This is a genomic window from Streptococcus suis, assembly GCF_002960625.1.
GTDB lineage: Bacteria > Bacillota > Bacilli > Lactobacillales > Streptococcaceae > Streptococcus > Streptococcus suis_T.
This window is the reverse complement of the sequence record NZ_POJH01000030.1, coordinates 91636-116377: the sequence shown is the minus strand read 5'-3', so window position 1 is coordinate 116377 and position 24742 is coordinate 91636. Positions and strand designations below refer to the sequence as shown.

27 protein-coding genes, 1 tRNA gene and 1 other RNA gene are annotated in these 24742 nt (G+C 42.4%); 5 read left to right on the top strand and 24 right to left on the bottom strand.

Annotated elements, in window-relative coordinates; genetic code table 11:
* Positions 1-1476: 1476 nt before the first annotated feature.
* The 11 genes from C1G49_RS11090 to C1G49_RS06500 all read right to left on the bottom strand — a co-directional run bounded on the left by C1G49_RS11090 (position 1477) and on the right by C1G49_RS06500 (position 8683).
* Positions 1477-1650, bottom strand: coding sequence for a hypothetical protein (locus C1G49_RS11090; RefSeq protein WP_161942096.1), 174 nt, complete (start codon positions 1648-1650; stop codon positions 1477-1479).
* A gap of 13 nt (positions 1651-1663) precedes the next feature.
* Positions 1664-1825: a hypothetical protein gene (locus C1G49_RS11085; RefSeq protein ID WP_153597537.1), complete on the bottom strand. Its 162-nt coding sequence runs from the start codon at positions 1823-1825 to the stop codon at positions 1664-1666.
* Positions 1826-1935: 110 nt separating this feature from the next.
* Positions 1936-2139, bottom strand: a complete 204-nt coding sequence (locus C1G49_RS06540) for a hypothetical protein (protein ID WP_238595855.1) — start codon at positions 2137-2139, stop codon at positions 1936-1938.
* The gene (locus C1G49_RS11080) at positions 2136-2303 is read right to left on the bottom strand and encodes a hypothetical protein (RefSeq protein WP_153309456.1); all 168 of its coding nucleotides are present in this window, start codon (positions 2301-2303) and stop codon (positions 2136-2138) included. Before C1G49_RS11080 ends, C1G49_RS06540 begins: the two co-directional genes overlap by 4 nt.
* A gap of 73 nt (positions 2304-2376) precedes the next feature.
* Positions 2377-2538, bottom strand: a complete 162-nt coding sequence (locus tag C1G49_RS11075) for a hypothetical protein (protein ID WP_002942006.1) — start codon at positions 2536-2538, stop codon at positions 2377-2379.
* Between the two features lie 40 nt (positions 2539-2578).
* Entirely contained in the window at positions 2579-2737 is a 159-nt protein-coding gene (locus tag C1G49_RS06535; protein WP_002942002.1) for a hypothetical protein, read from the bottom strand.
* A gap of 163 nt (positions 2738-2900) precedes the next feature.
* Positions 2901-4241, bottom strand: coding sequence for a sensor histidine kinase (locus tag C1G49_RS06530; protein WP_105125051.1), 1341 nt, complete (start codon positions 4239-4241; stop codon positions 2901-2903).
* Complete coding sequence (locus tag C1G49_RS06525) at positions 4241-4978, bottom strand: response regulator transcription factor (protein WP_105125050.1); 738 nt, start codon at positions 4976-4978, stop codon at positions 4241-4243. The genes C1G49_RS06530 and C1G49_RS06525 overlap by 1 nt, the downstream gene beginning before the upstream one ends.
* An 811-nt stretch (positions 4979-5789) precedes the next feature.
* Entirely contained in the window at positions 5790-5975 is a 186-nt protein-coding gene (locus C1G49_RS06510) for a hypothetical protein (protein WP_024379357.1), read from the bottom strand.
* 61 nt (positions 5976-6036) lie between these two features.
* On the bottom strand, positions 6037-6480 hold the full coding sequence (dtd, locus tag C1G49_RS06505; RefSeq protein ID WP_105125049.1) for a D-aminoacyl-tRNA deacylase: 444 nt from the start codon (positions 6478-6480) through the stop codon (positions 6037-6039).
* A 1-nt stretch (position 6481) separates the two neighbouring features.
* Positions 6482-8683 carry a RelA/SpoT family protein gene (locus tag C1G49_RS06500; RefSeq protein WP_105125048.1) on the bottom strand — a complete coding sequence of 734 codons (2202 nt, stop codon included), beginning with the start codon at positions 8681-8683 and terminating at the stop codon, positions 6482-6484.
* A 252-nt stretch (positions 8684-8935) separates the two neighbouring features.
* On the opposite strand from C1G49_RS06500, the gene C1G49_RS06495 reads away from it, so the two are divergent.
* A complete protein-coding gene (locus C1G49_RS06495; RefSeq protein ID WP_105125047.1) occupies positions 8936-11443 on the top strand; it encodes a bifunctional 2',3'-cyclic-nucleotide 2'-phosphodiesterase/3'-nucleotidase in 2508 nt (835 codons plus the stop codon).
* Positions 11444-11455: 12 nt separating this feature from the next.
* The gene (locus tag C1G49_RS06490; RefSeq protein WP_105125046.1) at positions 11456-11974 is read left to right on the top strand and encodes a GNAT family N-acetyltransferase; all 519 of its coding nucleotides are present in this window, start codon (positions 11456-11458) and stop codon (positions 11972-11974) included.
* A gap of 26 nt (positions 11975-12000) precedes the next feature.
* On the opposite strand, the gene C1G49_RS06485 is transcribed toward C1G49_RS06490, so the two are convergent.
* The 7 genes from C1G49_RS06485 to C1G49_RS06455 all read right to left on the bottom strand — a co-directional run bounded on the left by C1G49_RS06485 (position 12001) and on the right by C1G49_RS06455 (position 17027).
* A complete protein-coding gene (locus tag C1G49_RS06485) occupies positions 12001-12717 on the bottom strand; it encodes a DUF554 domain-containing protein (protein WP_105125045.1) in 717 nt (238 codons plus the stop codon).
* 9 nt (positions 12718-12726) lie between these two features.
* A complete protein-coding gene (locus C1G49_RS06480; RefSeq protein WP_105125044.1) occupies positions 12727-13989 on the bottom strand; it encodes a hypothetical protein in 1263 nt (420 codons plus the stop codon).
* A 13-nt stretch (positions 13990-14002) separates the two neighbouring features.
* Positions 14003-14749 (bottom strand): 16S rRNA (uracil(1498)-N(3))-methyltransferase, encoded by a 747-nt coding sequence (locus tag C1G49_RS06475; RefSeq protein ID WP_105125043.1) that lies wholly within the window; start codon positions 14747-14749, stop codon positions 14003-14005.
* 1 nt (position 14750) lies between these two features.
* Positions 14751-15704, bottom strand: coding sequence for a 50S ribosomal protein L11 methyltransferase (gene prmA, locus C1G49_RS06470; protein WP_105118651.1), 954 nt, complete (start codon positions 15702-15704; stop codon positions 14751-14753).
* Between the two features lie 50 nt (positions 15705-15754).
* The gene (locus C1G49_RS06465) at positions 15755-16114 is read right to left on the bottom strand and encodes a VOC family protein (RefSeq protein WP_105118652.1); all 360 of its coding nucleotides are present in this window, start codon (positions 16112-16114) and stop codon (positions 15755-15757) included.
* Between the two features lies 1 nt (position 16115).
* Complete coding sequence (locus C1G49_RS06460; RefSeq protein WP_105118653.1) at positions 16116-16586, bottom strand: DUF3013 family protein; 471 nt, start codon at positions 16584-16586, stop codon at positions 16116-16118.
* 111 nt (positions 16587-16697) lie between these two features.
* The gene (locus C1G49_RS06455) at positions 16698-17027 is read right to left on the bottom strand and encodes a MazG nucleotide pyrophosphohydrolase domain-containing protein (protein WP_105125042.1); all 330 of its coding nucleotides are present in this window, start codon (positions 17025-17027) and stop codon (positions 16698-16700) included.
* Positions 17028-17096: 69 nt separating this feature from the next.
* On the opposite strand from C1G49_RS06455, the gene C1G49_RS06450 reads away from it, so the two are divergent.
* The 3 genes from C1G49_RS06450 (at position 17097) to C1G49_RS06440 (ending at position 18725) form a co-directional block, all read left to right on the top strand.
* Positions 17097-18380 (top strand): replication-associated recombination protein A, encoded by a 1284-nt coding sequence (locus C1G49_RS06450; RefSeq protein WP_105125041.1) that lies wholly within the window; start codon positions 17097-17099, stop codon positions 18378-18380.
* A 71-nt stretch (positions 18381-18451) separates the two neighbouring features.
* A non-coding RNA gene (ssrS, locus tag C1G49_RS06445) (6S RNA) lies at positions 18452-18645 on the top strand.
* Positions 18646-18652: 7 nt separating this feature from the next.
* Positions 18653-18725: transfer RNA gene (locus C1G49_RS06440), tRNA-Lys, on the top strand.
* Between the two features lie 212 nt (positions 18726-18937).
* Here C1G49_RS06440 and C1G49_RS06435 read toward each other — a convergent pair.
* The 6 genes from C1G49_RS06435 to C1G49_RS06410 all read right to left on the bottom strand — a co-directional run bounded on the left by C1G49_RS06435 (position 18938) and on the right by C1G49_RS06410 (position 24742).
* Positions 18938-20020 carry a hypothetical protein gene (locus C1G49_RS06435; protein ID WP_105125040.1) on the bottom strand — a complete coding sequence of 361 codons (1083 nt, stop codon included), beginning with the start codon at positions 20018-20020 and terminating at the stop codon, positions 18938-18940.
* On the bottom strand, positions 20011-21243 hold the full coding sequence (locus C1G49_RS06430; protein ID WP_153048227.1) for a hypothetical protein: 1233 nt from the start codon (positions 21241-21243) through the stop codon (positions 20011-20013). The genes C1G49_RS06435 and C1G49_RS06430 overlap by 10 nt, the downstream gene beginning before the upstream one ends.
* 2 nt (positions 21244-21245) lie before the next feature.
* Positions 21246-22148, bottom strand: coding sequence for an ABC transporter ATP-binding protein (locus tag C1G49_RS06425; RefSeq protein ID WP_105125038.1), 903 nt, complete (start codon positions 22146-22148; stop codon positions 21246-21248).
* Between the two features lie 166 nt (positions 22149-22314).
* A complete protein-coding gene (gene nrdG / locus C1G49_RS06420; protein ID WP_105125037.1) occupies positions 22315-22887 on the bottom strand; it encodes an anaerobic ribonucleoside-triphosphate reductase activating protein in 573 nt (190 codons plus the stop codon).
* A gap of 15 nt (positions 22888-22902) precedes the next feature.
* Entirely contained in the window at positions 22903-23394 is a 492-nt protein-coding gene (locus C1G49_RS06415; protein ID WP_105125036.1) for a GNAT family N-acetyltransferase, read from the bottom strand.
* Between the two features lies 1 nt (position 23395).
* On the bottom strand, positions 23396-24742 hold the full coding sequence (locus tag C1G49_RS06410; protein ID WP_105125035.1) for a bifunctional metallophosphatase/5'-nucleotidase: 1347 nt from the start codon (positions 24740-24742) through the stop codon (positions 23396-23398).

The window sequence follows — 24742 nt, the reverse complement described above, 5'->3', positions numbered from 1 at the left end:
CCATTTTTTATCGATTCATTAAGTTGTGATATAGTTTTTTGCAAAATTTCTCTAATTTTTCTTCAACGAGAACAAATAGATACAGTCCATAGGGAGTTATGAAGCGTGGTACAAAATTCTTGGTGACAAGTAAGTACAGCACATACAAGGTATAGACTATCATAGCGACATGTAGCAATTGTTCTTCTGTCATAGCAATTTTCTTTTTCACTGTCATCTCGTTTCTCCTTGTTCTTATTTTTTACACTCTTAGTATAGACCAACACACCACCATCTTTTCATCCATGTCATGAACGGTCGTTATTTTGTAATGAACGACCATTTTTTCGAGAAAATTCATAAACTCCAGCCTTTTGACTGGAGTTGAAAGTGACAGATTGTAAAATCAACTAAAATAGTTTGAATTATGATTTCTACATAAAAAAACAAAAAATTATGATAAAATAATATTGCTGTCGGAAACCGATTGCGTTCTTCAATAGGAGTTCGTGAAAGGGGGTGAATAGCTTTGCATTACATCTTAGAGCTCTTACTTGCTGTTATGGCAAATGTAGCTGCATACTGCATTTGCAAGTGGCTAGATAGCAAGTACAACGACCACAGCTAGCCCAAACCACACCCGTTAATCTCTCAAACTAGAGAACGTAAAAAAGCCCTCAGAAACTGCAATTTCTGAGGGCTTTGGTGTGCTTTGCACTACATCTTTCTAACTTAGTATAGCAGATTTTAGACAAATTTCAAACTATTTATTCATAAACATAAAACATCTGTTATCCACAAAGGCATTTACAATGCTTGTAATCAATAACCTCCGAGAATTCCACTCTAAATCTCTCAGGTGTCGATTCATAAGTCCCTAATATCTTCTTGCAGAAAATGGCCTCCTTTGTATCTCGTACAAACTGACTAGAAGCATTGACTTGATGCGATTTAGTCAACATCAGCCTCCAACATTGATTTAAACACCTCAGCTGAATAAACTGTTCAAAAAGCAAGGACTGATAGCCTTTTTGAATATCTTCTACCAAACGAAAACACCCCAAATGACTATTCGAGGTGTCATCCTATGAACCTAATTAACAGTAGTATTGTTGACCAATCTCGCAATAGGACAAACCAATACCAGGCATCCATTGATTAGCAAAAGAAATAATCTGCTCACTTCTCCCATTATCATAGACTCCATAAATAGTATAGCAGATGCAAGAGCTACCCCTAAAATGAGGTATCTTTGATGTACAGGCATCCTGTACGACATGCCACGTTTCTTTAAAAAATAGTAGCTTGTCCCTATCACCAAAGCGTGAAGCAATGTTAATATCAGCATGATTGGCAATAAAACCTTTCCGTCAGATCTAACTGAAACCAACTACATCAAAAAAACGAATAGGTCAATTGCAATACTGGCATAATTTCCGATTTTAATTATTTTTAGATCATCCATAACCAGTTTCCTTTCAAGCCAGCCAGTCAACCTCAGTGTACTGGCTTGTGTACCTGATAGTTACGTTTGAGTAACATCACTAGAAGCAAAAAGTTTGGAACGGATAGAGCCCAGTAACCAAGGCTACCAAAGCCAAGCCACTCTCTCATTGCATAGTCTAAACAAAAATAGAATAGTACAGCTAAAATAGTTTTCATCATTTTCATTTTATTTTCCTCCTTATTTTTTAACCACAGAACTCAACCCTCTAATGACAAGGTAACTGAGTAGGTAAATCATTCCATAATACACTCCCCATAGACCAATGATAGCTCCTGCTCCGAGTCCTACAAGTAGGGAGTGGAAATGCCGGTGTTTAGCAATTGTTTTTAAAGTATTCATGTTCGTGTCTCCTTTTTTGTTTTCTTTACACATTCAGTATAAGCTAACTCAGCCCTATTTTCTCATCCATGTCATGAACTGTCGTTATTTTGTAATGAATGACCATTTTTTCATTTAGTCGTTTTCTTACTTCTCTTTTTTTCAATCATCGATAGAACGATGACTGAAAACAGCGGTGGAACCAAATAACTAATTTCGCTAAAATGAATAACAAATCCTATAACAGACAACCATTTAAGAAAAAGCATATTTAAGACAAATAAGGCAAGGAAAAGTGTCCCGAGTTTCAACATCTTTTTCAGCTCTTTACTCATACTTCATCCCCACCTTTCCCATATTTATCCACTAAATGGGACACAATGACGGAAATGACCGCAACCGTGAATCCATTTAAGTAATGGTTGTGAAAAGGCTGTAAAATACTTGTTACAGGAATGGAAATTACAACAACCAATAGAAGTTTAATAAGCCAAATCATAAAATTATTCCTCTTACGATACGCGTATAAAATGCACCAACAAACACATTCCGTAAAATCATCTCATCATTTACTAAAACCAAAGTGCAAGAGCCTGACCAAATTCATAACCAATTTGATATAGGGTATCAATGAGAGATGGAATATCAATCACACTAACCAAAAGTAACAAGAGCAAAACTTTTTCACGCTCTGACCACGGTTGACTATCCTTAACAGTTTTCATTTTTTTCATCGCTTTCTCTCCTTTAAAATTTCCTATCCTATCTACATATTTACGGTAAAACTGCATTCACAAAACTACGCCCAAAATCTCTACCTGCTTGGTAAATGGTTTGAAAAATAGGCGGATAAATGGTCAATAAGCCAACAATAATCAACACCATGTAGATTGTTTTTTTATTTCCTTTGAAGTATGTTTTTAAAGTATTCATGTTCGTGCCTCCTTTTTTGTTTTCTTTACACTCTTAGTATAGACTAATACATCACCATTTTTTCATCCATGTCATGAAATGTCGTTATTTTGTAATGAATGACCATTTTTTCGAGAAGATGCAAAAAAATCCAGCCTTTCGACTGGACTTACATCTATAAATCTTATTCCAAAAACACCAACTCCTGAACAAATCGATGATTGCTACTGTTCGTTGATATAGAAAATTTAGGATAGTTATCTAAAATAGCTTTTATATTGGCCAAGCCAATTCCTCGATTATCTCCTTTTGTAGAATGACCATATTCAAAAATATGACTTGTTAATACTTTATCCTCGACAGTAGTATTTTCTACAACCACAATTTTTCGGTCATATTCCTGGAAGTAGGCAAATACAATATTTCCATTTGTACACTGCTCTGCAGCATCGATAGCATTATCTAATAAAATAGACAGAATCGTTATGAATTCTATCAACTCTAAAGCAGGTGGTTCAATTTCAGCATCTACTTCCACAGAAATTGCAATCCCCTTTTTTTGTGCCTCCAACATCTTAGATGATAGTAAACTCTTCACTGCAGGATTTTGTATATTGGATAATCTAGCTATATCATATTTTCCATCATAGAATTTTCTATCAGAATCTGCAATAACCTCACTATAAATCGTTCGAATCGCAACAATGTCTCCCTCTTTTATAGCCTCATTCAAACTAACGAGAATATTTGTATAGTCATGTCGGAAACTTCGAATTTCTTTATAAAGTGATTCAACATGACGGCTATAACGACCTAAATCAGCTAATTGTTTGTCCTTCAATTCCTGGATTTCTTTTTCTTGCTTTTCTTTCTTCTGATAGTTTAAATACAACATACTAACTGTAAATAGAATAAAGTATAATAGTAGTATATTAGTTCTAATAAAATAAGTATCTATCTTAATATCCACTATTCCTTTATCCATCAATACTTCCAAAAATAAATTACCTCTTATTAAAAGAAAATAAGTAATAAATAGAATATTTAATCCCAAAAATATACCGCTAAATTTTTTGTCCAAAGTATCAACTTGAAGATATTTCGATTCTATTCGTAATCCCTTGAAAAATCCATAATAAAAAGGAATTAATAAAATAGACAATAAGATTTCAAACATAACACTAGCATTTGCATATACAATATCTACATCAAAAATAAAACGTAAATAAAGGCTGATGATACGTTGAAACATATCCCCTATCACAAATGGTAATAATCCATAAAATATTTTTTGAGTTCTATTCCAATTTGTTTTAAAAAATGGTATAACAATCAGAAAAGAAAATGGTTCTAATAGTAAGTAAATATCATAAAGAATTATTTGACAGACAGTTAAGCAAGAAGCTATAAAACATTTTTTCTTCTTGCTTAAAAATAAACCGCTAATTTGTTGAAGAATCATCAAACGAATCAGCATGTCAATAAAGAAAATAGTATCATAAAATGGAGATATAAAAATATTCATCAGTCAATCTCCAGTAAATCTGCAAGCTCCTTCTGCTTCATCCGAGAAACAAAACAAGAATCTCCATTCTCAAAATAGGCAATATGGTTTGTTCTGTCCAATCTCGTTATATTTAATGGATTCACTACACAAGAACGATGTGCCTGGTAAAGTCGTTCATCTGCTTTCGCTATATCGGATACTTTCCCGTAAAACTCAGTCTGACCTGTTTTGGTTTTTAAAATGACTTTATGAATCGTTGATGATGTTTCAAAATAAAGGATGTCACTAAAAGGGACTTGAATATGAGCAGTTTCAGTTTTGTATATAAAAGAATTTTCAGCTATAGTATGATCAATATTTTCAAAAGCATGCACTAACACATCTGATACTGCCTTTTGAAAGTCACTATCCTCCAGGCCTTTATCTATAAAATCTAAAGCAGAAACCCGATAACGATACGTTACCGGCATAAATTCTGAGTGAGTTGTTACAAAGACAATAACAGCATAAGGATCTCGAGCACGGATTTCTTTAGCGATTTCCATGCCTTTCTTTTCTTCGCCTTTAATTTCAATATCTAAAAAGAAAAATTGGTGATTCCCTGCTTCCTCAATTGATTCCAATAACTGATTTGGTTTACCAAAAACTTCTAGGAATTTATATCTTACTGACGTTTCTTCAACACACTGCCTAATAGCATTTTCTAGCCTGCTCTGCTGAAAAAAGTCATCTTCTAATACAAAAATATTAAGCATAGAAATCTCCTACATTTTTTGTAAGTAATAATCATTATTATAGCATATTTAGACAAAAGATAAATGTCCAACTTGACTTGATAGACCTGCCGATGTATAATAAACATAGAAAAAGGTAGTTGCGGGAAACAACTACCCATTGCAGAACCGTTTAAGACGGTGGCTGTTTACAAATTATTTAAAAAATAACCGTGAACTCGCCAAAGTTACAGACGGTTATTTTTTTGTCGATTTTACCAATTCAAGCACTAACATCACGAGAGCGATAAAAGATAATAGTCACCCAGTTTACTTTTAGTACTAGGCAACGAGCTGCAGACAGCTTGTACAGTCGAGTGACTGTACAAGGTTGTAGAAAGCACTTGCGAAAGCAAGTTACCCCTGCAGAGTACGGCAAAGCGAGTTCAAAGACTCCAGTGGTGTCTTTGAAGTTGGAAATAAGGAAACGATGTTTCCTCGCTCGTCGAAGTAATAAAAGAAAAACTGGATGACTGTACCAGCTACAAACATGAGTGTTAGCCTCTCAAAGGTTGACAAGCTAAGACTTTCGACGTGAGAGTTTTGAAACGATATTTTTCAAAACTCGAGCTAGTGCGAGCCCTAGACAAATCTTATAGGATTTGTCGTTGCCAGATGAGTAAGTTCACTTACCAGCTGGCTTGGGCTAGCCCTTCTGTTAGATTTTGATGATTTGCCCATAGGCACCACCTACCTTTCAGAAATTAGAGCCACCGTCTTTACTTTTCTGCAAAAACTATTATAGCATATTTAATAAAGAATTGTAGTCCAATTTATACATCAAAAAACCAGCCTACTTGGGCTGGTCTTCTTGTAGTCGCTCTTTGAGGCGACGACGGTATAAAATCTGCGAGGGAATGAAATAGAGAAAACTTGCTAAGATAATCCAACGTTTATCCAAATCACTGAAATAAATCGCTAAGATTAGTACAAAAGCAAGGATTAAATAAAAGAAATGATTGGTTAATAACTTTTTCATCCGACACCTCCACATTTTCTTGATATTAGTATATCAAATAAACCTATAAAAGTATAGAGGTCTAGCGATTTTTGGTATCTAACACAATGGTCACCGGACCATCATTGACTAGACTGACCGCCATGTCCGCCCCAAAAACGCCCACTTCAACCGGCACAAAGGCCGACAAGGCCTGATTAAAAGCATCATAGAGTTGGCTGGCTAGGGCAGGAGCTGCCGCTCCTGTAAAAGCAGGGCGATTGCCTTTTTTGGTATCCGCAAAAAGGGTAAATTGGGAAATGGATAAAATCTTGCCCGCCACATCTTGGACAGACTTATTCATCTTACCTGCCTCATCTGCAAATATACGCATATTGACAATTTTACGAACAGCATAGTCCAGATCTTCCTGGCTGTCATCTGGCCCCACACCGACTAGGAGCAAAAGCCCCTGTTCAATTTGCCCATGAATGCTTCCTTCGATAGTCACACTGGCCTGCGATACACGTTGTAATACAATTTTCATCTTATCCGTTGGTCCTTTTCACTGAGTAAACTTCTGGCACCGACTTGATCTTATCCACCAGACTGGTCAAGGTTGCCAGGTTGGAAATACCAAAGGAAACATGGATAGTCGCAAACTTCATATCCTTGGTTGGCTGGGCATTGACTGACGAAATATTCTTGCTGGCATTGGTCAAGACCTTGAGGACATCATTGAGGAGACCTGAACGGTTGAGCCCGTAGATGTCAATGTTTGCCATGTATTCCTTGGTCGAATTTTCATCCTCCCAACCGACATCAATTAGGCGAACATCGTAGTTTTCCTGGCTCTTGAGATTCATACAGTCCACACGGTGAACCGCAACCCCACGCCCCTTGGTGATGTAGCCGACAATCTCATCGCCAGGTACTGGATTACAACATTTGGCAATCCGAATCAGCAAACCTGACGCCCCTTCAATGACCACGCCACCTTCGTGACGGATTTTCAAACTATCTTTGTTGTCGTGTTTGACTTCGCCACCGTTGACCAATTCATCCGCGACAGCTTTGGCCTTAGCCCGCTCGGCTTCTCGACGTTCTTTCTCTGTCAGACGATTAAAGACGGACACGGCAGAGATTTCCCCAAAACCAACCGCTGCATAGAGAGCCTCATCGGTTTTATAGCTGGTCTTTTGTAGGACTTCGTCCATGTGGCGACGGTCCAGGTATTGGTTAGGAACGTAGCCGTTTTCTTGGAGGAGATTCTGGAGCATTTCACGCCCTTTGGAAACAGACAATTCCTTGTCCTGGTTTTTGAAGAACTGCTTGATTTTATTGCGAGCCTTGTGGGTCTTTACAAGATTGACCCAGTCACGACTGGGACCGAAAGAGTTGGCAGAGGTGATGATTTCCACCTGGTCGCCCGTCTTGAGCTTGGTCGTCAGAGGCACCATACGGCCGTTGACCTTGGCACCTGTCGCCCGCTCACCGACCTTGGTATGAATTTCATAGGCGAAGTCAATCGGTACGGAGTCCTTAGGCAATTCACGCACCGCACCATCTGGCGTAAAGACGTAAATCCGCTCAGTGAAGATGTCCTCTTTGACCGAATCAACGAAGGATTGGGCATCTCCTGCCCCCTCTTGAAGTTCAATCAGGTTGTTGATCCAACGCAGCTCTTTTTCAGAAGCAGTTGCCTTGCCACCACGCTTGTAGGCCCAGTGAGCCGCCACCCCGTATTCTGCAACCTGATGCATTTCCACCGTCCGAATTTGGAACTCGATTGGACCTTTTGGTCCATAAACTGTCGTATGGATGGACTGGTAGCCATTGGCCTTTGGACTGGCAATGTAATCCTTGAACCGACCTGGCATAGGTTTCCATAGTTCATGGATGTAGCCAAGCATAGCATAGACATCGCTTGGAGTATCCATCAAGCAGCGAATAGCTGTCAGATCATAGAGCTGGTCGAAGCGTTTTTTCTTATCGTGCATCTTCCGATAGATAGAGTAGATATGCTTGGGACGACCATAAATCTGTCCAATCAGATTGCGCTCCTCTGTGTATTCCCTCAACTTGTCGACGACTTCATTGACCAAATCTTCCCGTTCACGACGCTTCTCGCTCATCATGCGAGTAATCTTGTAGAACTCAACTTCATTGAGGTAACGGAAAGACATGTCTTCCAATTCCCACTTGATAGAAGAAATACCTAGACGGTGGGCAAGCGGTGCATAGATTTCCATTGTTTCACGTGAAATACGTTCCTGCTTGTCCTTGCGCAAGTGCTTGAGGGTCCGCATGTTGTGGAGACGGTCTGCCAGCTTCACCAGAATCACCCGCATATCTTGGGACATGGCAATCAGCATGTTGCGGTGGTTTTCAGCCAGCTGCTCCTCATGTGACTTGTACTCGACCTTACCCAGCTTGGTCACACCACCGACAATATGGCGAACCTCTGGTCCAAATTCAGCCTCCATCTCATCCAAGGTAACCTCCGTATCCTCAACCACATCATGCAAGAAGCCACAGGCAACAGTAACAGCATCAAGCTTAAGTCCTGCCAAAATTCCCGCTACTTGAATGGGGTGAACGATATAAGGTTCTCCTGATTTACGAAATTGTGGCTTATGAGCTTCCGTCGCAAAATCCAAGGCCTTCTGAACAAAAGCAACATCTTCGGCTGGAAGGTAAGTGGCAGTCAGCCCAACGACCTCTTCTCCTGTAAAATTGATTTCCTTCATCTGTTTCTCTCCCTAACTATTTCCTATTATTTTACCATTTTCACTGGAAAAGAAAAAGGAAAGCGGTAATTCCTCCCGGCTTCACTTTTAAAAACTATGACAAAACAAGATCGTTCACTCAACCATCGTTCGCTTTTTATGAAATTTTCTGGAATTTTCTCTTTGTTTTTCTTTTTATTTTTACAAAACACCTTGCTGTTTTCGCTTTCAATCGGTATAATATTCTTGAGATTATATCAAATGGAGGTTCTCATGAAATTTCGTTTTAGTAAATGTGCCCTAGCCCTCAGCCTAGCTTTACTGGCTGGCACCAACACCGCCCTTGTCTCCGCTGAAGAAACCAGCACAGAGACCCCTGTCTTAACGACTGAAACAGGACAAACAGAAACAAGTAGCTCCGCAGCCACAACTGGAACTGCTTCTTCTGAAGTAGCTACCTCAACAGTGGCTGAGCCTGTACCTGCTACAGAAACTCCTGCAAGCTCTGAAACAGTAACCGAAGGCACTAGCACCCCAGCTAGTGACACAGCAACTAGCGAGGAGACAATAACCAGCCCTGCAACTGAAACACGCGCAGCAACGACCGAGACAACAACTCCTGTTGAAGGCCAGTCCGTCGACGTCCGTATCCTAGCAACAACAGACCTCCATACCAACCTGGTCAACTATGACTATTACCAAGACAAGCCTGTGGAGACACTCGGTCTGGCTAAAACAGCTGTCCTAATTGAAGAAGCTAAGGCTGAAAACTCAAACGTCGTTCTGGTTGATAATGGCGATACCATCCAAGGAACACCTCTTGGAAACTACAAATCCATCATCGACCCAATCGAAGAAGGCGAGCAGCACCCAATGTACACTGCCTTGGATACACTTGGCTTTGATGCAGGTACCCTCGGCAACCATGAATTCAACTACGGATTAGACTATCTCCGCAAGGTCATTGCTACGGCTGGTATGCCCCTTGTCAATGCCAACGTTCTCAACCCTGTGACCAAAGAATTCGCCTATCAACCCTATACCATCATTGACAAGACCTTTACAGATACAAGCGGTAAAGCTGTCGGCTTGAAGATTGGAATTACTGGTATCGTTCCACCACAAATCCTCAACTGGGACAAGGCCTATTTGGAAGGTAAGGTCATCGTTCGCGATGCGGTCGAAGCAGTCCGTGACATTGTTCCTGTTATTCGCGAAAATGGTGCAGACATCGTTCTAGTTCTTTCTCACTCAGGTATCGGTGATGACCAGTATGAAGTCGGCGAAGAAAATGTCGGTTACCAAATCGCCAGCCTGTCTGGAATTGATGCGGTCATCACAGGTCACTCCCACGCAGAATTCCCAGGAACAGCTGAAAAACCAAGCTCTTACGCTAAATATGCTGGCGTGGACGACACAAATGGTAAAATCAACGGCACTCCTGTCACCATGGCTGGTAAATACGGTGACCACCTTGGGGTGATCGACCTAAACTTGACTTATACTGACGGTAAATGGACCACAACTTCTAGCAAGGCTGCCATCCGCAAGATTAACACGAAATCAACTGTGGCAGACAGCCGTATCGTTGACCTTGCCAAAGAAGCCCATACCGAAACCATCAACTACGTCCGCCAGCAAGTCGGTGAAACAACTGCACCAATCAACAGCTTCTTCGCCTTGGTGCAAGATGACCCATCTGTTCAAATCGTCAACAATGCTCAAATCTGGTATGCCAAACAGCAACTAGCAGGAACGCCTGAAGCTAACCTGCCAATCCTTTCTGCAGCGGCCCCATTCAAGGCTGGAACCCGTGGCGACGCGACTGCCTATACCGATATTCCTGCTGGACCAATCGCTATCAAGAACGTAGCAGACCTCTACCTCTACGATAATGTCGCGGCTATTTTGAAGGTCAACGGTGCCCAACTAAAAGAATGGTTGGAAATGTCTGCAGGTCAGTTCAATCAAGTAGATCCAAACTCTACAGAACCACAAAATCTCATCAATACGGACTATCGTACCTACAACTTCGATGTCATTGACGGCGTAACCTACCAATACGACATCACCCAGCCAAACAAGTATGACCGCAGCGGTAAGGTGGTCAACGAAACAGCCAGCCGTGTCCGCAACCTTCAGTACAATGGACAGGCTGTTACAGATGAGCAAGAATTCATCGTAGTGACCAACAACTACCGTGCTAGCGGTACCTTCCCAGGTGTCAAAGACGCCTCTGTCAACTATTTGCTCAATCTGGAAAACCGTCAAGCTATCATCAACTACATCATCGCTGAAAAGGTCATCAACCCAACTGCAGACAATAACTGGACCTTTACAGATAGCATCAAAGGTCTGGACCTCCGCTTCTTGACAGCTGATCGTGCAAAAGAATTGTTGGCTAATCAAGAAGGTCTGGTTTACCTCCAAGCTTCTACTGCAAGCGAAGGATTTGGCGAGTTCAAGTTTGTCTACACTGAGCCAAAAGTCGTGACACCTCCAACTAACCAAACAGATACCAATACGAACACATCAACTGGTCAAACTGGTGTTCAAATCACACTGCCATCTGGTCAGATCATTACCCTTCCAGCAGACAAGCCAGCGACACCAGCACCAAAACACAAACTTGCTACTACAGCTAAGACAAGCACCTCCTCCTCAACAAATCAAACAGGGCAGAAAACACTCCCTGCAACTGGTGAGGCAAGTTCTATGCTTAGCCTGATTGGCTTTAGTTTGATGGGCCTTGTCGGTGCTTTCCGCAAGAAAAAAGAATAGTAAAAATATGTAATTCAAACCTTCCCTACTCTAAAATCTACCTCCTTCCAACTTCGGAAAATCGAGGAAACAGACCTCGATGACCTGTGGGAAATCTATTCCAATCCCATTCACTTTCAGATGACACCCAACACTTCCACTCAAAACAAAGAAACCCTCCGAAAACGCATTGGGCATTTCCAGAGGGATTTCAATAAGAAGAAATGCTTATTCTTGGGCTTGGAACATCAAGGGAGATTGATTGGCGTTTTGGAAGTTTTCGACCACAAGAAACGGTCTGCGTCGGTAACCATTGGCTATCGGATCCATCATGCCTTCTGGAATCAGGGTCTAGCTAGTCAGGCAGTCAGCCTGCTCTGCCATTTCCTAATAGAAGAATGTCAGATAAAAGCAATCATTGCCTTTGTCCTGCCAGAAAACCGAGCCTCTCAGAAGGTGCTACTGAAAAATGGTTTTCAACAGAGTGGGCAAATCGAGGAGGTCTGGAAGGGCTTGGGGCAAGTCAGTCTGTTAGAATTTGAACGAAAATAGCAAAAACCAGGAAATCCTGGTTTTTCTTATGCAAAGTAGCTCCAAATAACCGCGATAAGAATAGCAGGCAACATATTGGCCACGCGAATCTTTTTGTCCCAGATGATATTGACACCGACGCAGAAGATGAGGGCGGAGCCGATAAAGGAAAGGTTGGCAAGCGCCTGAGCTGTCATCAACGGCTCAATCAAACGTGCCAAGAGGGTAATAAACCCTTGAAAGAGAAAGACTGGCACTGCTGAAAAGCCTGCTCCCTTGCCCAAACTCGAGGTCATAATCAAAATGATAATAAAGTCCAAAATACTCTTAACGGCCAACAAGCGATAATCACCCGTCAATCCATCTTGGATGGCTCCTAGTATGGCCATAGCACCGATACAAACGGTCAAAGAAGCTGTCAGGAAAGCATCTAAGAATCGCCCATCTTGACTGTTTCCTGATTTTTCACGGAGCCAAACACCCAGCCTTTCAAACCAGCCTTCGATATGGAGTACTTCCCCAATCAAAGTCCCCAAGGCTAAACTAAGGACCAAAAGCATGCTATTTTGACTTTTGAGTTGACCGTCAACTACTGTCAGCAGTCCTTCTAAACTACCTGAGATTCCTAGAAATAAGACAGCTAGCCCGCTCGCCACCGTTAAACCTGATTGATGGCGTTCTTTTAGTAAATGCCCAAACCAAGACCCTAGTACACCTGCTAGGGCAATGGCCACCGTATTGATAATGGTTCCTAATGCGAACATGATCCTCCTTTATGATTCACTATCATCTGGCAATAGATAATAAACTTTTCCATCTTCAACCAACAATTTCACATTCTCCCCATAATTGTTAACAGACAATCGCTTACTAGATTGATAGGAAACAGTTTCTTGTTCTGAAATTAGCTTAACTGTCCGTTTTCGAACATCAATGTAACGAATGGCCTTATTTAGCTCTCCAGCCGCTTTACCAATTCCAAAACCTGCTGCTGCACCGACAAGGCCTCCAAGAAAGCCTACTCCAGCAGCAACATGGGCATTCTTATCCAACTCTTTTGCAATATCTGCAACTACTTTCATAGGACCCTCTTGGGTACGTCTATTGCGCTTAGTGTCAATTTGGAAAAATTTTATCTTATCTTTGTGCCAATTGGCTATCTTTTCACCTAGACTATTACAATTGTTTAGATAGTACTCATACACATAGTAACTACTATCCTCTGACGCCACTCCTTGCGAGAAGACTAGATCTAGCTTACTAAGTTCCGCTAATAATCTCAACAAGGTTTGTTGATAGAATAAATTAGTACTTAACTTATCAATTAACTGTTCATACTTTTCAAAAGATAATCCTTTTCCCTTAGTGATACTCTCTTCAATAGCTAGATTGACCTGTTCTAGTAACTTGGTTACTTCAGCACGGAAGTTAGCACACTCCATCAACTTTAGTCTTACAAGTTCAGCATTTTCGACATAGTCTGCTGAAAATTTTGATAGTTGAGAAATATTAACTATCAAAGCGCGAACAGTCCCTTTAAATTCCCTTACTTGAAAATCCTTAACATCGTTCAACGTTTCTTTCATTGAATCAAGCTGACCATTGATTTCAGCCATATAATACTGACCAACTACCATAGCAGCGACCTGCATAGCTCCTGAAACAGCAGCTGCAGCTTTTGCTCCTTTTGCAATTTCCACTTGAGCAGGAGTTAGTATTGCATGAGCCTTAAATTTTCCTTCCGCACCTTTAACAAAAGCACGATACTTATCCGTTTCCCCTTTGATTTTGTGCAAATCGCCTATCGGCAAATCCACTTTAAACAATCCCTTAGGAATATTAGGCTGTCCGGCTTTCTTAAGATGATGTTTAAGTGCTGGTTGAACTATCTTTTCAACATGAGCCAAAATATTCGGATTCGTAATTTCATATCTCTGATATGCTGATGAATCCAACTCACTCATTTTCTGAATGAGAGCAAAGCAATCATCCGAAACAATCAATTCTCGGTGTTCCTTTTGTTCTAATTCACTCATCTCCCGATTCTCCTTATCTCAACAATTCCGTTGCGTAGCTAATGGCAGAAAGGGCGTAGAGTGGAGCCGTTTCTGCTCGGAGAATGCGAGGACCTAGGCCTGTCTTGACAGCTCCTGCTCCTTCAAATGCGGCTACTTCCTCAGGCGATACACCACCTTCTGGACCGACGATGACCAGGACTGATTGCCCGATTTCTAAGCCAGACAAGATTTTCACCAGGTTGGCTTGTTCGCCCTCTTTTGCAGCCTCTTCGTAGGCTAAGATAATCTGGTCAAATCCTGCTAGTTGGGCTAGGAAATCCGCTTTTTTCTCAAACAAGCGAACAGCTGGAATGCGATTGCGTTTGCTTTGCTCGGCTGCGCCTTGGGCGATTTTTTCTAGCTTTTCTGCTTTTTTGGCTAATTTTTTGCCGTCCCATTTGACCACAGACCAGTCAGCTGGAAAGGCCCAGAGGGCTGTCATGCCTAATTCCGTTGCCTTTTGGGCGACAAATTCGAGCTTATCTCCCTTGGGAAAGCCCATGGCAATGGTAACGGAAACGGGTAATTCAACATTATCTACCAGTTCTTCGATGATTTCAACAGATTGGTTCTGGCTGTCCACTACACGCGCCAAGCGTTTAATCCCATCGTCAAAGACCAGGACAATCTGATCATCTGCCTGCAAGCGCATGACAGAAAACATATGCTTGGCAGTGTCCTTATCGCTTATCTGGAAAATGCCCTGCGGTGCTCTGCCATTGACAAAATACTGCTGCATCCTAGCCTCCAATCACACCTGAGCGGTCAGCCGTCTTCTTAAAGACACAGCAATTCCACTCGCCCTGCATCATGTGAGTCTCAAGGAAGAAACCAGCCGCCTCCGCAGATGCTCGCACCATATCCCACTTGTCCGCGATGATACCGCTCATAATCAGGTAGCCCTCGTCCTTGACCAGACGGTAGGCATCCTCGGTCAGATGGATGAGAATATCCGCCAAGATGTTGGCAACGATGACTTCTGCTTTAATATCAACGCCACGAAGCAAATCGCCCGCTGCGACATGAATATTGCTAGTATTGGCGTTAAGGTCAATATTTTCCTGAGCTACACGCACCGCCACCTCATCCAAGTCATAGGCGTAAATCTCCTTGGCACCTAGGAGGGAGCTAGCAATGGAAAGGACACCTGAGCCTGTTCCGACGTCGATGACCGTTTCTCCACCACGCAGGACCTGAGAAAGAGCAAAGAGGCTCATCTTAGTGGTCGGGTGAGTTCCTGTACCGAAAGCCATACCTGGATCTAAGCGGATAATCTTCTCACCAGCAATCGCCTCGTAGTCGGTCCAAGACGGTACAATGGTCAAATCGTGGGTAATACGGGCTGGCTCATAGTACTTCTTCCAGTTGTCCGCCCAGTCTTCCTCTGCCAATTCCTGACTTTCTAAACTAATCTGACCTGTTTCTAAGCCAAAGCCTGTCAAATCCGCCAAGCGAGTCGCCAAATCTGCCTTGATTTCCTCAATATCCAAAGTGTCAGGATAGTAGGCCGTAATGGCAATCATATCTGACTGCTCCACCTCGGGATAGAGTTCGCCGAAACGGTCCTCCTGTCCCACATAGTCAGCCGAGTCGCTAATGGCCACTCCCTGACTGCCCGTTTCAATCATGAGATTCGAAACTGCTTCTTCTGCATCACGATGCACGTGAATCGTTAATTCTTGCCATGAGTTCATATTTGTTTTAACCTTTCTTACTACGAATCAATCTATTATTTTTTTGAATTTCATCCTACTAAACTCCACTTATATCCATCTGGGTCAAACGCTACGACACAACCATTCCAACTATAAGGATAGCTGGCCTTTTCAAAAGGCCCTATGGCATATTGATAACCACGTCCAACATTTAAAACAAATTCAGCCCCTTGACCAAGTGGTGCAGCCATTTTCTCCAGTTCTTCCTTTGTTCCCTGACGAATCCGTAAAATAATGGTATTATTGGAGCCAAAAGCATAACAGACAAGACCTTGCTCGAACGATTCGTAAACAACTGTCAATTGTAGTAGATTTTCGTAAAAAACTCGTGATCGATTCAGTTCTGAGACAAGTAGCAGCGGAGCAATATTTCCAATTTCATATACCATCTCAATACCTCGGATATGGGTAAAATTCCCCTTCCACCAAGTCTGCTCTGCCTTTTTCAAAAGCCCCGCTATCCCAAGCAATCGCAAATTCTTGGGCCTCTGGATCCGCCAAAAAGTCCATGAGGTCATCTAAACCTTGGTCGGCAGTGTCCTTGAGAAAACCTGCGAAGTAGGTCAGAAACTCTGCTGAAAAGCCCTTCTTGGCGTCAAATGGCAGAGCGACCAGGTAGTCTTCCTCGTCAAAGCGGGACTTGTCCTGGTTGTAGAAAAGAACATACTCCTCCAAGAAAATATCCTCCGCAGAGGCATTGCCTTCGTCGTCCACCGTTTCTATCCCAGCCGTATTTTGTGCTTCCAAGATAAAAGCCAACTCAACAGCATGGTTTTTCTTGTCCCAGTTGAGCTCGTAATCATAGGTAAAATGTTTGTCCAGTGCTGCTTCCAGCACATCTAAAAAGCCATGTTTTGCCATTCTATTTCCTCTTTTCTATATAGTCTTTTAGTTTACTTTTAGTACTAGGCAACGAGCTGTAGGCTGTACTGAAGTACGGCAAAGCGAGTTAACGACGTAATAAAAGAAAAACTAAATGACGATAAATTCCAATAAATTTATTTCTCGACCATATTTGACGGAAGCCCGCTCGTCTTTCTCCAAAATGGACTTGGTTAAATCTAGTTGATTTACCGCTGCCAAGGCTACAGCATAGTGAATAACGTCAGCTAATTCTTCTGCCAAACGAGCAGAGCTGTCGCCTTCGCTATCCATCATCTTGCGGCCTGCACGTTGATTCAGTAGCTCTGCCACTTCACCAATCTCTTCCGCTAATTTCATAAAGAGACTTTGCTCTGGAACTGTCGTCCCATAGTGGTCACGCAAGTATTCTTCCAAAACACTCACCGTCAACTCCGCCATCTTCGTTTCTCTCCAAATCCTAAAATTGTAGTATAATGATTATACCATAAATGTACTGAAAGGAAGCCTATGCCAGCCAATCTCGCCCTTCGTATGCGGCCCAAATCCATTGATGACGTCATCGGTCAGGAACACCTGGTCGGTCCTGGAAAGATTATCCGTCGCATGATTGATGCCAATATGCTGTCGTCCATGATTCTCTACGGTCCGCCAGGGATTGGCAAGACCTCGATCGCCTCTGCCATTGCTGGCACGACCAAATATGCCTTTCGAACCTTTAATGCCACGACCGACAACCAAAAACGACTGCAGGAAATCGCTGAGGAGGCTAAATTTTCTGGCGGCCTGGTGCTCATGCTCGATGAAATCCACCGCCTCAACAAGACCAAGCAGGACTTCCTGCTTCCTCTCTTGGAAAACGGCAATATCATCATGATTGGAGCAACGACGGAAAATCCATTTTTCTCAATCCTGCCCGCCATTCGTAGTCGGGTGCAGATTTTTGAATTGCAGCCATTGGAAACCATCCATATCCGACAGGCCTTGGAGCTGGCTCTGACAGACAGTGAACGTGGTTTTGACTTCCCAGTCACCATTGAGCCTGAGGCTCTGGACTTTCTGGCAAATGCGACAAACGGTGACCTGCGAGCTGCCTATAATTCGCTAGAATTGGCTGTGCTTTCGACCAAGGAAAGTGACGACGGCAGTCGCCACATTGATCTGGATGCTGTGGAAAATAGCCTGCAGAAATCCTACATCAGCATGGACAAGAACGGCGATGCCCACTACGATATCCTCTCCGCCCTACAAAAATCCATTCGGGGTAGCGATGTCAATGCCAGCCTCCACTACGCCGCTCGTTTGATTGAGGCAGAAGACCTACCTAGTCTGGCCCGTCGCTTGACGGTCATTGCCTACGAAGACATCGGCTTGGCCAATCCAGAGGCACAAATTCATACGGTGACCGCCCTTGAAGCTGCCCAGAAAATCGGCTTTCCAGAGGCACGGATTTTGATTGCCAATGTGGTCATTGATTTGGCTCTTTCTCCCAAATCCAATTCTGCCTATCTGGCTATGGATGCAGCTCTAGCTGATTTGCGGAAAAATGGTCACCTACCTATACCAAATCATCTTCGGGACGGTCACTATGCCGGTAGTAAGGAGCTGGGAAATGCTATTGGCTACCAGTATCCGCATGCCTATCCTGAAAAATGGGTGGACCAGCAATACCTGCCCGATAAGTTATTGGCTGCGGACTACTTCACTGCCAACGACACCGGCAAATACGAGCGTGCCTTGGGCATGACCCAAGAAAAAATCAAGCAACTAAAACAAAACAAGAAAAAAAGTTGATAACGTTTTCATTTTTTGCCGATTTTCTCTTGATTTTTTTAAAAAATGTGGTAATATTAAATCATAAATAAGAACTGCTGTGGTATACGAATTCATACCTTTGTGTTGACCGACTATTTTTGTATTACTAGGGAGACAAAGATCTTTTGGCAGTATGCAGGCTGGTACACCCAGAAGCAACTAAGTCAGAAACACGTCACCCACCTGCTTCTAGCGTGCGGGATCAATACAATTCATGAATAACCGGTACCAATACAGCATTTTTATTTTGCCCTTCCTTAGCTCAGCTGGCAGAGCAGCGGACTCTTAATCCGTGGGTCGTAGGTTCGATCCCTACAGGGAGGATTGGTTGATATGAGGAAAGTCTTGATTTATCAAGGCTTTTTCTCGTTTTTTGAGTGAATTTGTTCTACATTTGGTTAAAAAATACCAGCTATCCATGCAAAGAGGATAGCTGGTTTTTAGTGTTTGCTTTTAACTCCAACTATCTGGGAGATCGCTGGAGGTTAGAAACAGTGCAGTCAAAATACTCCCGCTAGAATAGCCTAGACGCTATACTAGTTTGGAAAGAGGAATGACCTAACCGACAAATATTCTCTCCCTATAAGCAAAACAAGAGTCGTTATCAAAAGAATTACAAGGCTTAGCCACATATTTGTATCCGACTGTAAAATCGGCAAGGGAAACATGTGGAACAAGGGTGACCAAAAGTGTTTATTCCATATGGACAGTAGTGAAATAGCATAAATTATAATGGTAGTCACCGTACTATCTTTCATCCACCCGATTAAATAATCTTGTAAAATATAAATAAGTAAACAAGATAGAAATGGAAATAAGAGATAGGTGATAGAAAGTTCAGCCATGGACAATAATACTTGTCCTTCGGTCCTCATTTGATAGACGGGATAGGTAAACAGATTGGTCTTAGCTATGAAAATGGAGTACAGCCCAGCATACAAAAAAATTAAGGATGTCGGAAATAGATAAAACAATACGATTGTGTAAGGGAGTTCTATAAGAACTTCTCTTTTTCTCGTGACAGGAAGAATTTCCAACAAAGTATAATGAGCATATTTTCTCTGAAAATAGGAGCCAGTCAATAAAGTAAAAATCAGCAGACTGCCCCCATAACCCAAAAAGATCAAGAGTTTTTCAAAGAAGGGACCATAGAGCTTATAAATTGTATAATCTTGATGACGCTTAACAAGAAATTGCACCACCATAAATTCTTGCTCTACATATTTCTTATCTGGCAAATATTCTTGATAATATTCTGGAAATAGTTGTTCATACTCCTCCAGTAATGTCATGCGCTCTTCAAAGATTGGGACTAATTTTTCAACCGAATCATTTGAAACATATACCATATCTTCTTGGGCATAATTTTGAAAAATACGGTTGGTTTGTTTTCTTATTTCTTCCTTTCTTTCAGCAGTCAGCTCCGTGTCGCTTTTATAAATGGTCACTAAACTATCCATTACTTTGAATTGGCGATCAACTAAGTCCCGAGGCCTTGGACTTGGGAAAAAAAGACTAAAGCCTACAAATAGCAAAAATAAGAAGCCGATTGATAACATTGCCTTTAAAATAAAATTTTTTGAACACAAGAAATTCCAATCTATCTTTGTTATCCCCATATTCTCCCTCTTTCCTGTCGAAACCTTTCCCTTACAAGAACACTAAGATACATCATTGTAAATAGAACAAGCGTCCAAAGAGATAGAACAATCCATCCTTTTTCAACCGAAAAATCTCCTCTATAGAAAAAATAATCTTTCACACCATGTAAGACTGGACCAAAACTAATGTAATAACTAGGGAGAAGATCTTGCCCCAAAAAGTTTATCTGCAAAAAACGCAAAAGTGGTTCTAAAAATAGGACAAGTCCACTTAGACAGACCGTCAGGGGCTTGTTGGAGAAAATCTTATTGCAAGAAGCCAAACATGTAATCAGAAAAAAATTGATTAAAAGGAAAAATAGAACTGCTTTTCCATAAAACTCCATTGAAGAAATCTGCACTTCTTCTTGCCCCACGAAGGTCAAAATGCCTAGCGTCCAATCGCCAGCTCCAAACCTGCTACTGATAGCAAAAAGAATGATGGCTAGCAAGAAGATTTCAAAACCGCTGATCAGCAACCAGTAACTAATGATTTTATCAAATAAATACTTCAATTGACTAAGCGGTTTTACTTCCAAGAGGCTCTCATGTTGCTTATCATCTAAAAAAATGGGACTTGAAAACAAAAGTGTCAGCAGGAAAAATAGGGGCAGATACAAAACCTCAGGGCCTGCGTGACCCAACCAGCGATAAAATTGCCCTCTGGCAGTAATACCAACAAGTTCATTGATTGTAACCTCCTTGGTAGAAGCTAGCATTCCTTCGAAAATGGCCACTCTTTGCCTAGCAAAATTGCTGTTTAAAGTAGATCGCTTAACATCATCAAAGGCCATATTTGTTCCATAATGAAGTGCAGGAAATTGACTTTCCGTTATATTGTAGCCTCTCACCTTCTGGAGGGAGAAATATAATTTCCAGCTATTGACTGCTTCTTGTAGATAACTGACATACTGTCCCTTTGCAAAATACTCTGCCTTTTGTACCACCATACTATCTAACTGGATTTCTCTTGCATGTTTTTCTTGCAAGGACGCATCATAGGTCCTTTTCATCCACTCTATATCTTCTTGCGCATATTCACTCTGTCTAGCTACATCTTCAGCATACTGAATCGACTGATTTTCCAAAGAGCTAAAAAGGAACAAGATCAACATTGGCAAGCAGAGAAGCATTCCGATAGCCTGCATCTTCAATAAACGATTGTTGATGATGAGCAGGAATTGTGTTTTCAAAGTCCGCACCACTAGCCTCCCTCCTCCTCGGTCCCATATAATTCCTTATATATGAGATAACTACCTTTTCGACCGACCTTTATCTCTCTCACATCATCTAGGTTGCGACTTGCCCAATCCAAAAAATCAGAAAGACTTCCCCCCAGCTCATCCAGTTGAATAGTGACTTGACATTCCTCATTATTCACACAAGTAAAGTGCGGCTTTAAGGCTAAAAATTCCTGCACTACATTTTTAGATGAAAAGGAAAGCAATACGGTTTCCAAAGCCTGCTCCTGGGGGTGGTAGACAACTGAAAAATGACCATCCTTGATAAAGTAAATACTGTCAGCAATACTGTCTAAATTATCTAACAAGTGAGAAGCAATAAGCATGGTCTTTCCCTGGGCCCGCAAGTCTTTCAATAAACTTGAAATCATTTCTACATTGTCTGGGTCCAAACCATTCATGACTTCATCTAAGAGCATGTAGCTAGCCTGGGTCACTACTACCAAAGCAAAACACAAGCGCTGACGCATTCCCAATGAATAGGTCCCAACTTTTTTATGAATATAGGTCCCCATATTTAAGACCGTCACTATTTCTTGTGGATAAGTGACATCTACTCCCCACATGGCAGCGTAAAATTCCAAGTGCTGTAAGCCAGTTAGTTCGTCGTACAAATCTGCCTGGTCAGGCATTTTTACAATTTGTTGACGCATATATTGCTTGTCCTTTTGATAGCTCTTTCCATGATAGTTCACTTCTATCCCTGATCCAGTAATATGCCCAGAAATAATTCGAACCAAGGTTGACTTCCCTGTCCCGTTAGGTGCAACCAGACCGATGATTTTCGAGGACGGGACTTCCATATGAATATCTTTGAAAATGAGCTTTTTACCGTAAGAAAACTGGTCAATTTTCACCACTAACATAGATTGCCTCACTTTCTCAATATAATGTATTTTGAATATTATTATAATCTTTTTTTGCAGAAAGGCAAGTAAAAAGAGGCAGCCGCCTCCCTAGAACTATGCTTTTATTTACCTTAATTTTGCTACTCACTCCAAGTATCTGGGAAATAAATGAAATGAATACCCATCATTTCTCCAACCTCTCCCAAATAACCACCTGTCCTTGTTTGAGGGACTGCTGCACATCAATAATGCGTTGGTTGGATGAGCCTCTAAATTGCAACATGAGGTTGCGTTTGTTTTTGTCATAGCGGCCATCTACGAGAATGTCCAAATAGTTGAGCAACTCCAATTTGTCTGGCGTTTCCTGCATCAATTCTTCCCATGTGTAGCCTGTCCAGGACCAAATATCCTTGTCTGGCAATTCCTCCCGAACTCGCTTGACGAGTGGGAGGACCGTACCTGTATTAAGAAAGGGTTCGCCACCCAAGAGGGTCAGGCCCTGCACATAGGGCTGGGCCAAGTCTGCTAAGATGCGGTCTTCCAGCTCCTTGGTGTAGGGAATGCCGGCCTTGAAGGACCAGGTGGCCACGTTGTAGCAACCGGGGCAGTGAAAGAGGCAGCCGCTGACATAGAGGGAACACCGCACCCCTTCGCCGTCCACAAAATTAAAGGCCTTGTAGTCCATAATCCGTCCCTGACTGAGTTCCTCACTCTTCCACTCGCCTGGTTTGGGATTGTTCCAGGTCTGCTCCGTCATAGCTGCCTCCTTCTTTTAGCCAATCCAGTAACGTTCTACTCCTTCGCGGGTGTCTTCTAGGCTACCGCCACAAGCCAGAATCGTGCGGCGACTGGCTTGATTGTCTGTCGAGCAGGTCACAAGGACCTTGGTGATATTTTTACTAGCAGCTTCCTGCAAACCAAGTCGCAGTTGTTCCTTTGCATAGCCCTTGCCACGCTCGGACGGTCGAATGGAATATCCGATATGACCGCCTTTATTGAGCAGGAAATCGTTGAGCCGTAGGCGTAGACTGAGAAATCCAAGGGCTCGACCTGTCTGGTCAAATGACACATATTGAATAGAGGGAACAAATCCTTCTGGCAGGTTGATGCCTGCCTCATAGTCTTGGTTTCTCAAAATCCAGTCTTCAAAGTCCATATCTTTGGAGATAAAGCCTCCGTCCATAGCTGAGCCTGCTTTTTCAAATTCTGCCAGCATCTCCAAAATCGTATCCTTATCCGCTATAGTCGGTCTTCTTAATTCCATACTAGCCTCCATATTGTCTCTTGAAAAATTCGCTGATGATGTCAATATCCAGTCCTAAATCCTGCACAATTTCTGCCTTGTGGAAATCGTCGTAATTGTCCTTGCCACTCCAAACAAAAGAATTGGTCACAATATAATAGACCCTATCTAGCTCGACAGCTCTGCCATTGACCATAAAATCCTCACCGTCCGAAACAATGCCCCACATCTGAGGGTGGAGGCCTGTCTGTAGACTGGAGAGCAAGTCTCTGCCCTTGATAGCAACCAAGAGCACACGCTTAGAAAAGGGCAGGACCTTGACCAAGTCCGAATAAAAGATTGGTCCCGCCGACAAGGAAGCCCGAATGCCGAAACCGTTGATGACCGCACCGTCCGCCTGCAAGCCCAGCTGGCCAGCCCGCTCAAAAAGAGCCTGACAGATGACAGGAGCTAGACTGGACACACCTTGACGAATGCTCTCTCGCTCCCCGTCTAGTGCCTGCGGCAGAGTCGCTATCGGTTGGGAAAAAGCTGCGTCCCGTTCCGACCTCATCTGGTCGATAATGGCCTTGACCCCCTTGTCTTCTTGGGTCAGTTTTTCCACCTCAATCAAGTCATAAGCCAGGACTTCATGTCGCCCGTCTGCAAAACACCGCAGGGACAGATGTCCGACAAAGCGACCATATTGACCAGCTTGGCAAATGCTGACGCCACCCACTTGACTTGGCTCCCTCAAAATCGTGTGAGTGTGTCCACCCAAGATGACATTAACTTCTGGAAAGTCCTGGGCAAAGGCAAGATCTTCATCGTAGCCCAGATGACTGAGTAAAACCAAATGAGCCTGTGGATTCTTGGCAAGAACCTGATCCACCAGTCGTCGTAGAGCCTTCCGAGGATCCTCAAAAAGCACCTTGTCTGACGGCGAAGCAACCTCCTGGGTTTCCAAGGTGGTCAAACCCAAAACATACAAGGACTGACCATTCATATCAAACTCGAGAACATCCTCCAGCGGCACCAATTCATCCGCCACCTCACCATCACGATAACGAAGATTGGAGGACACAATTGGAAACTGGGCAAAGTCATCCAGGCGACTGAGCAACTCATCTCCGTGGTCAAATTCATGATTGCCCAAGGTCATAGCCTGACAACCAATTTGATTCATTAACTCGATTTCCTTGATTCCACGGTACATATTGAAAAAGATATTGCCCGAAAACAGATCCCCGCTATCAAAGACAAAAGTCGGCACACCCTCTTTTTCATTCCTAGCCCGAATGTCCGCAATCAGCTGAGCTTTCTTTGGAAAATTCTCCATGTAAGAATGCATATCATTGGTATGGAGAATGCTGATATCTGTAAAATCCAT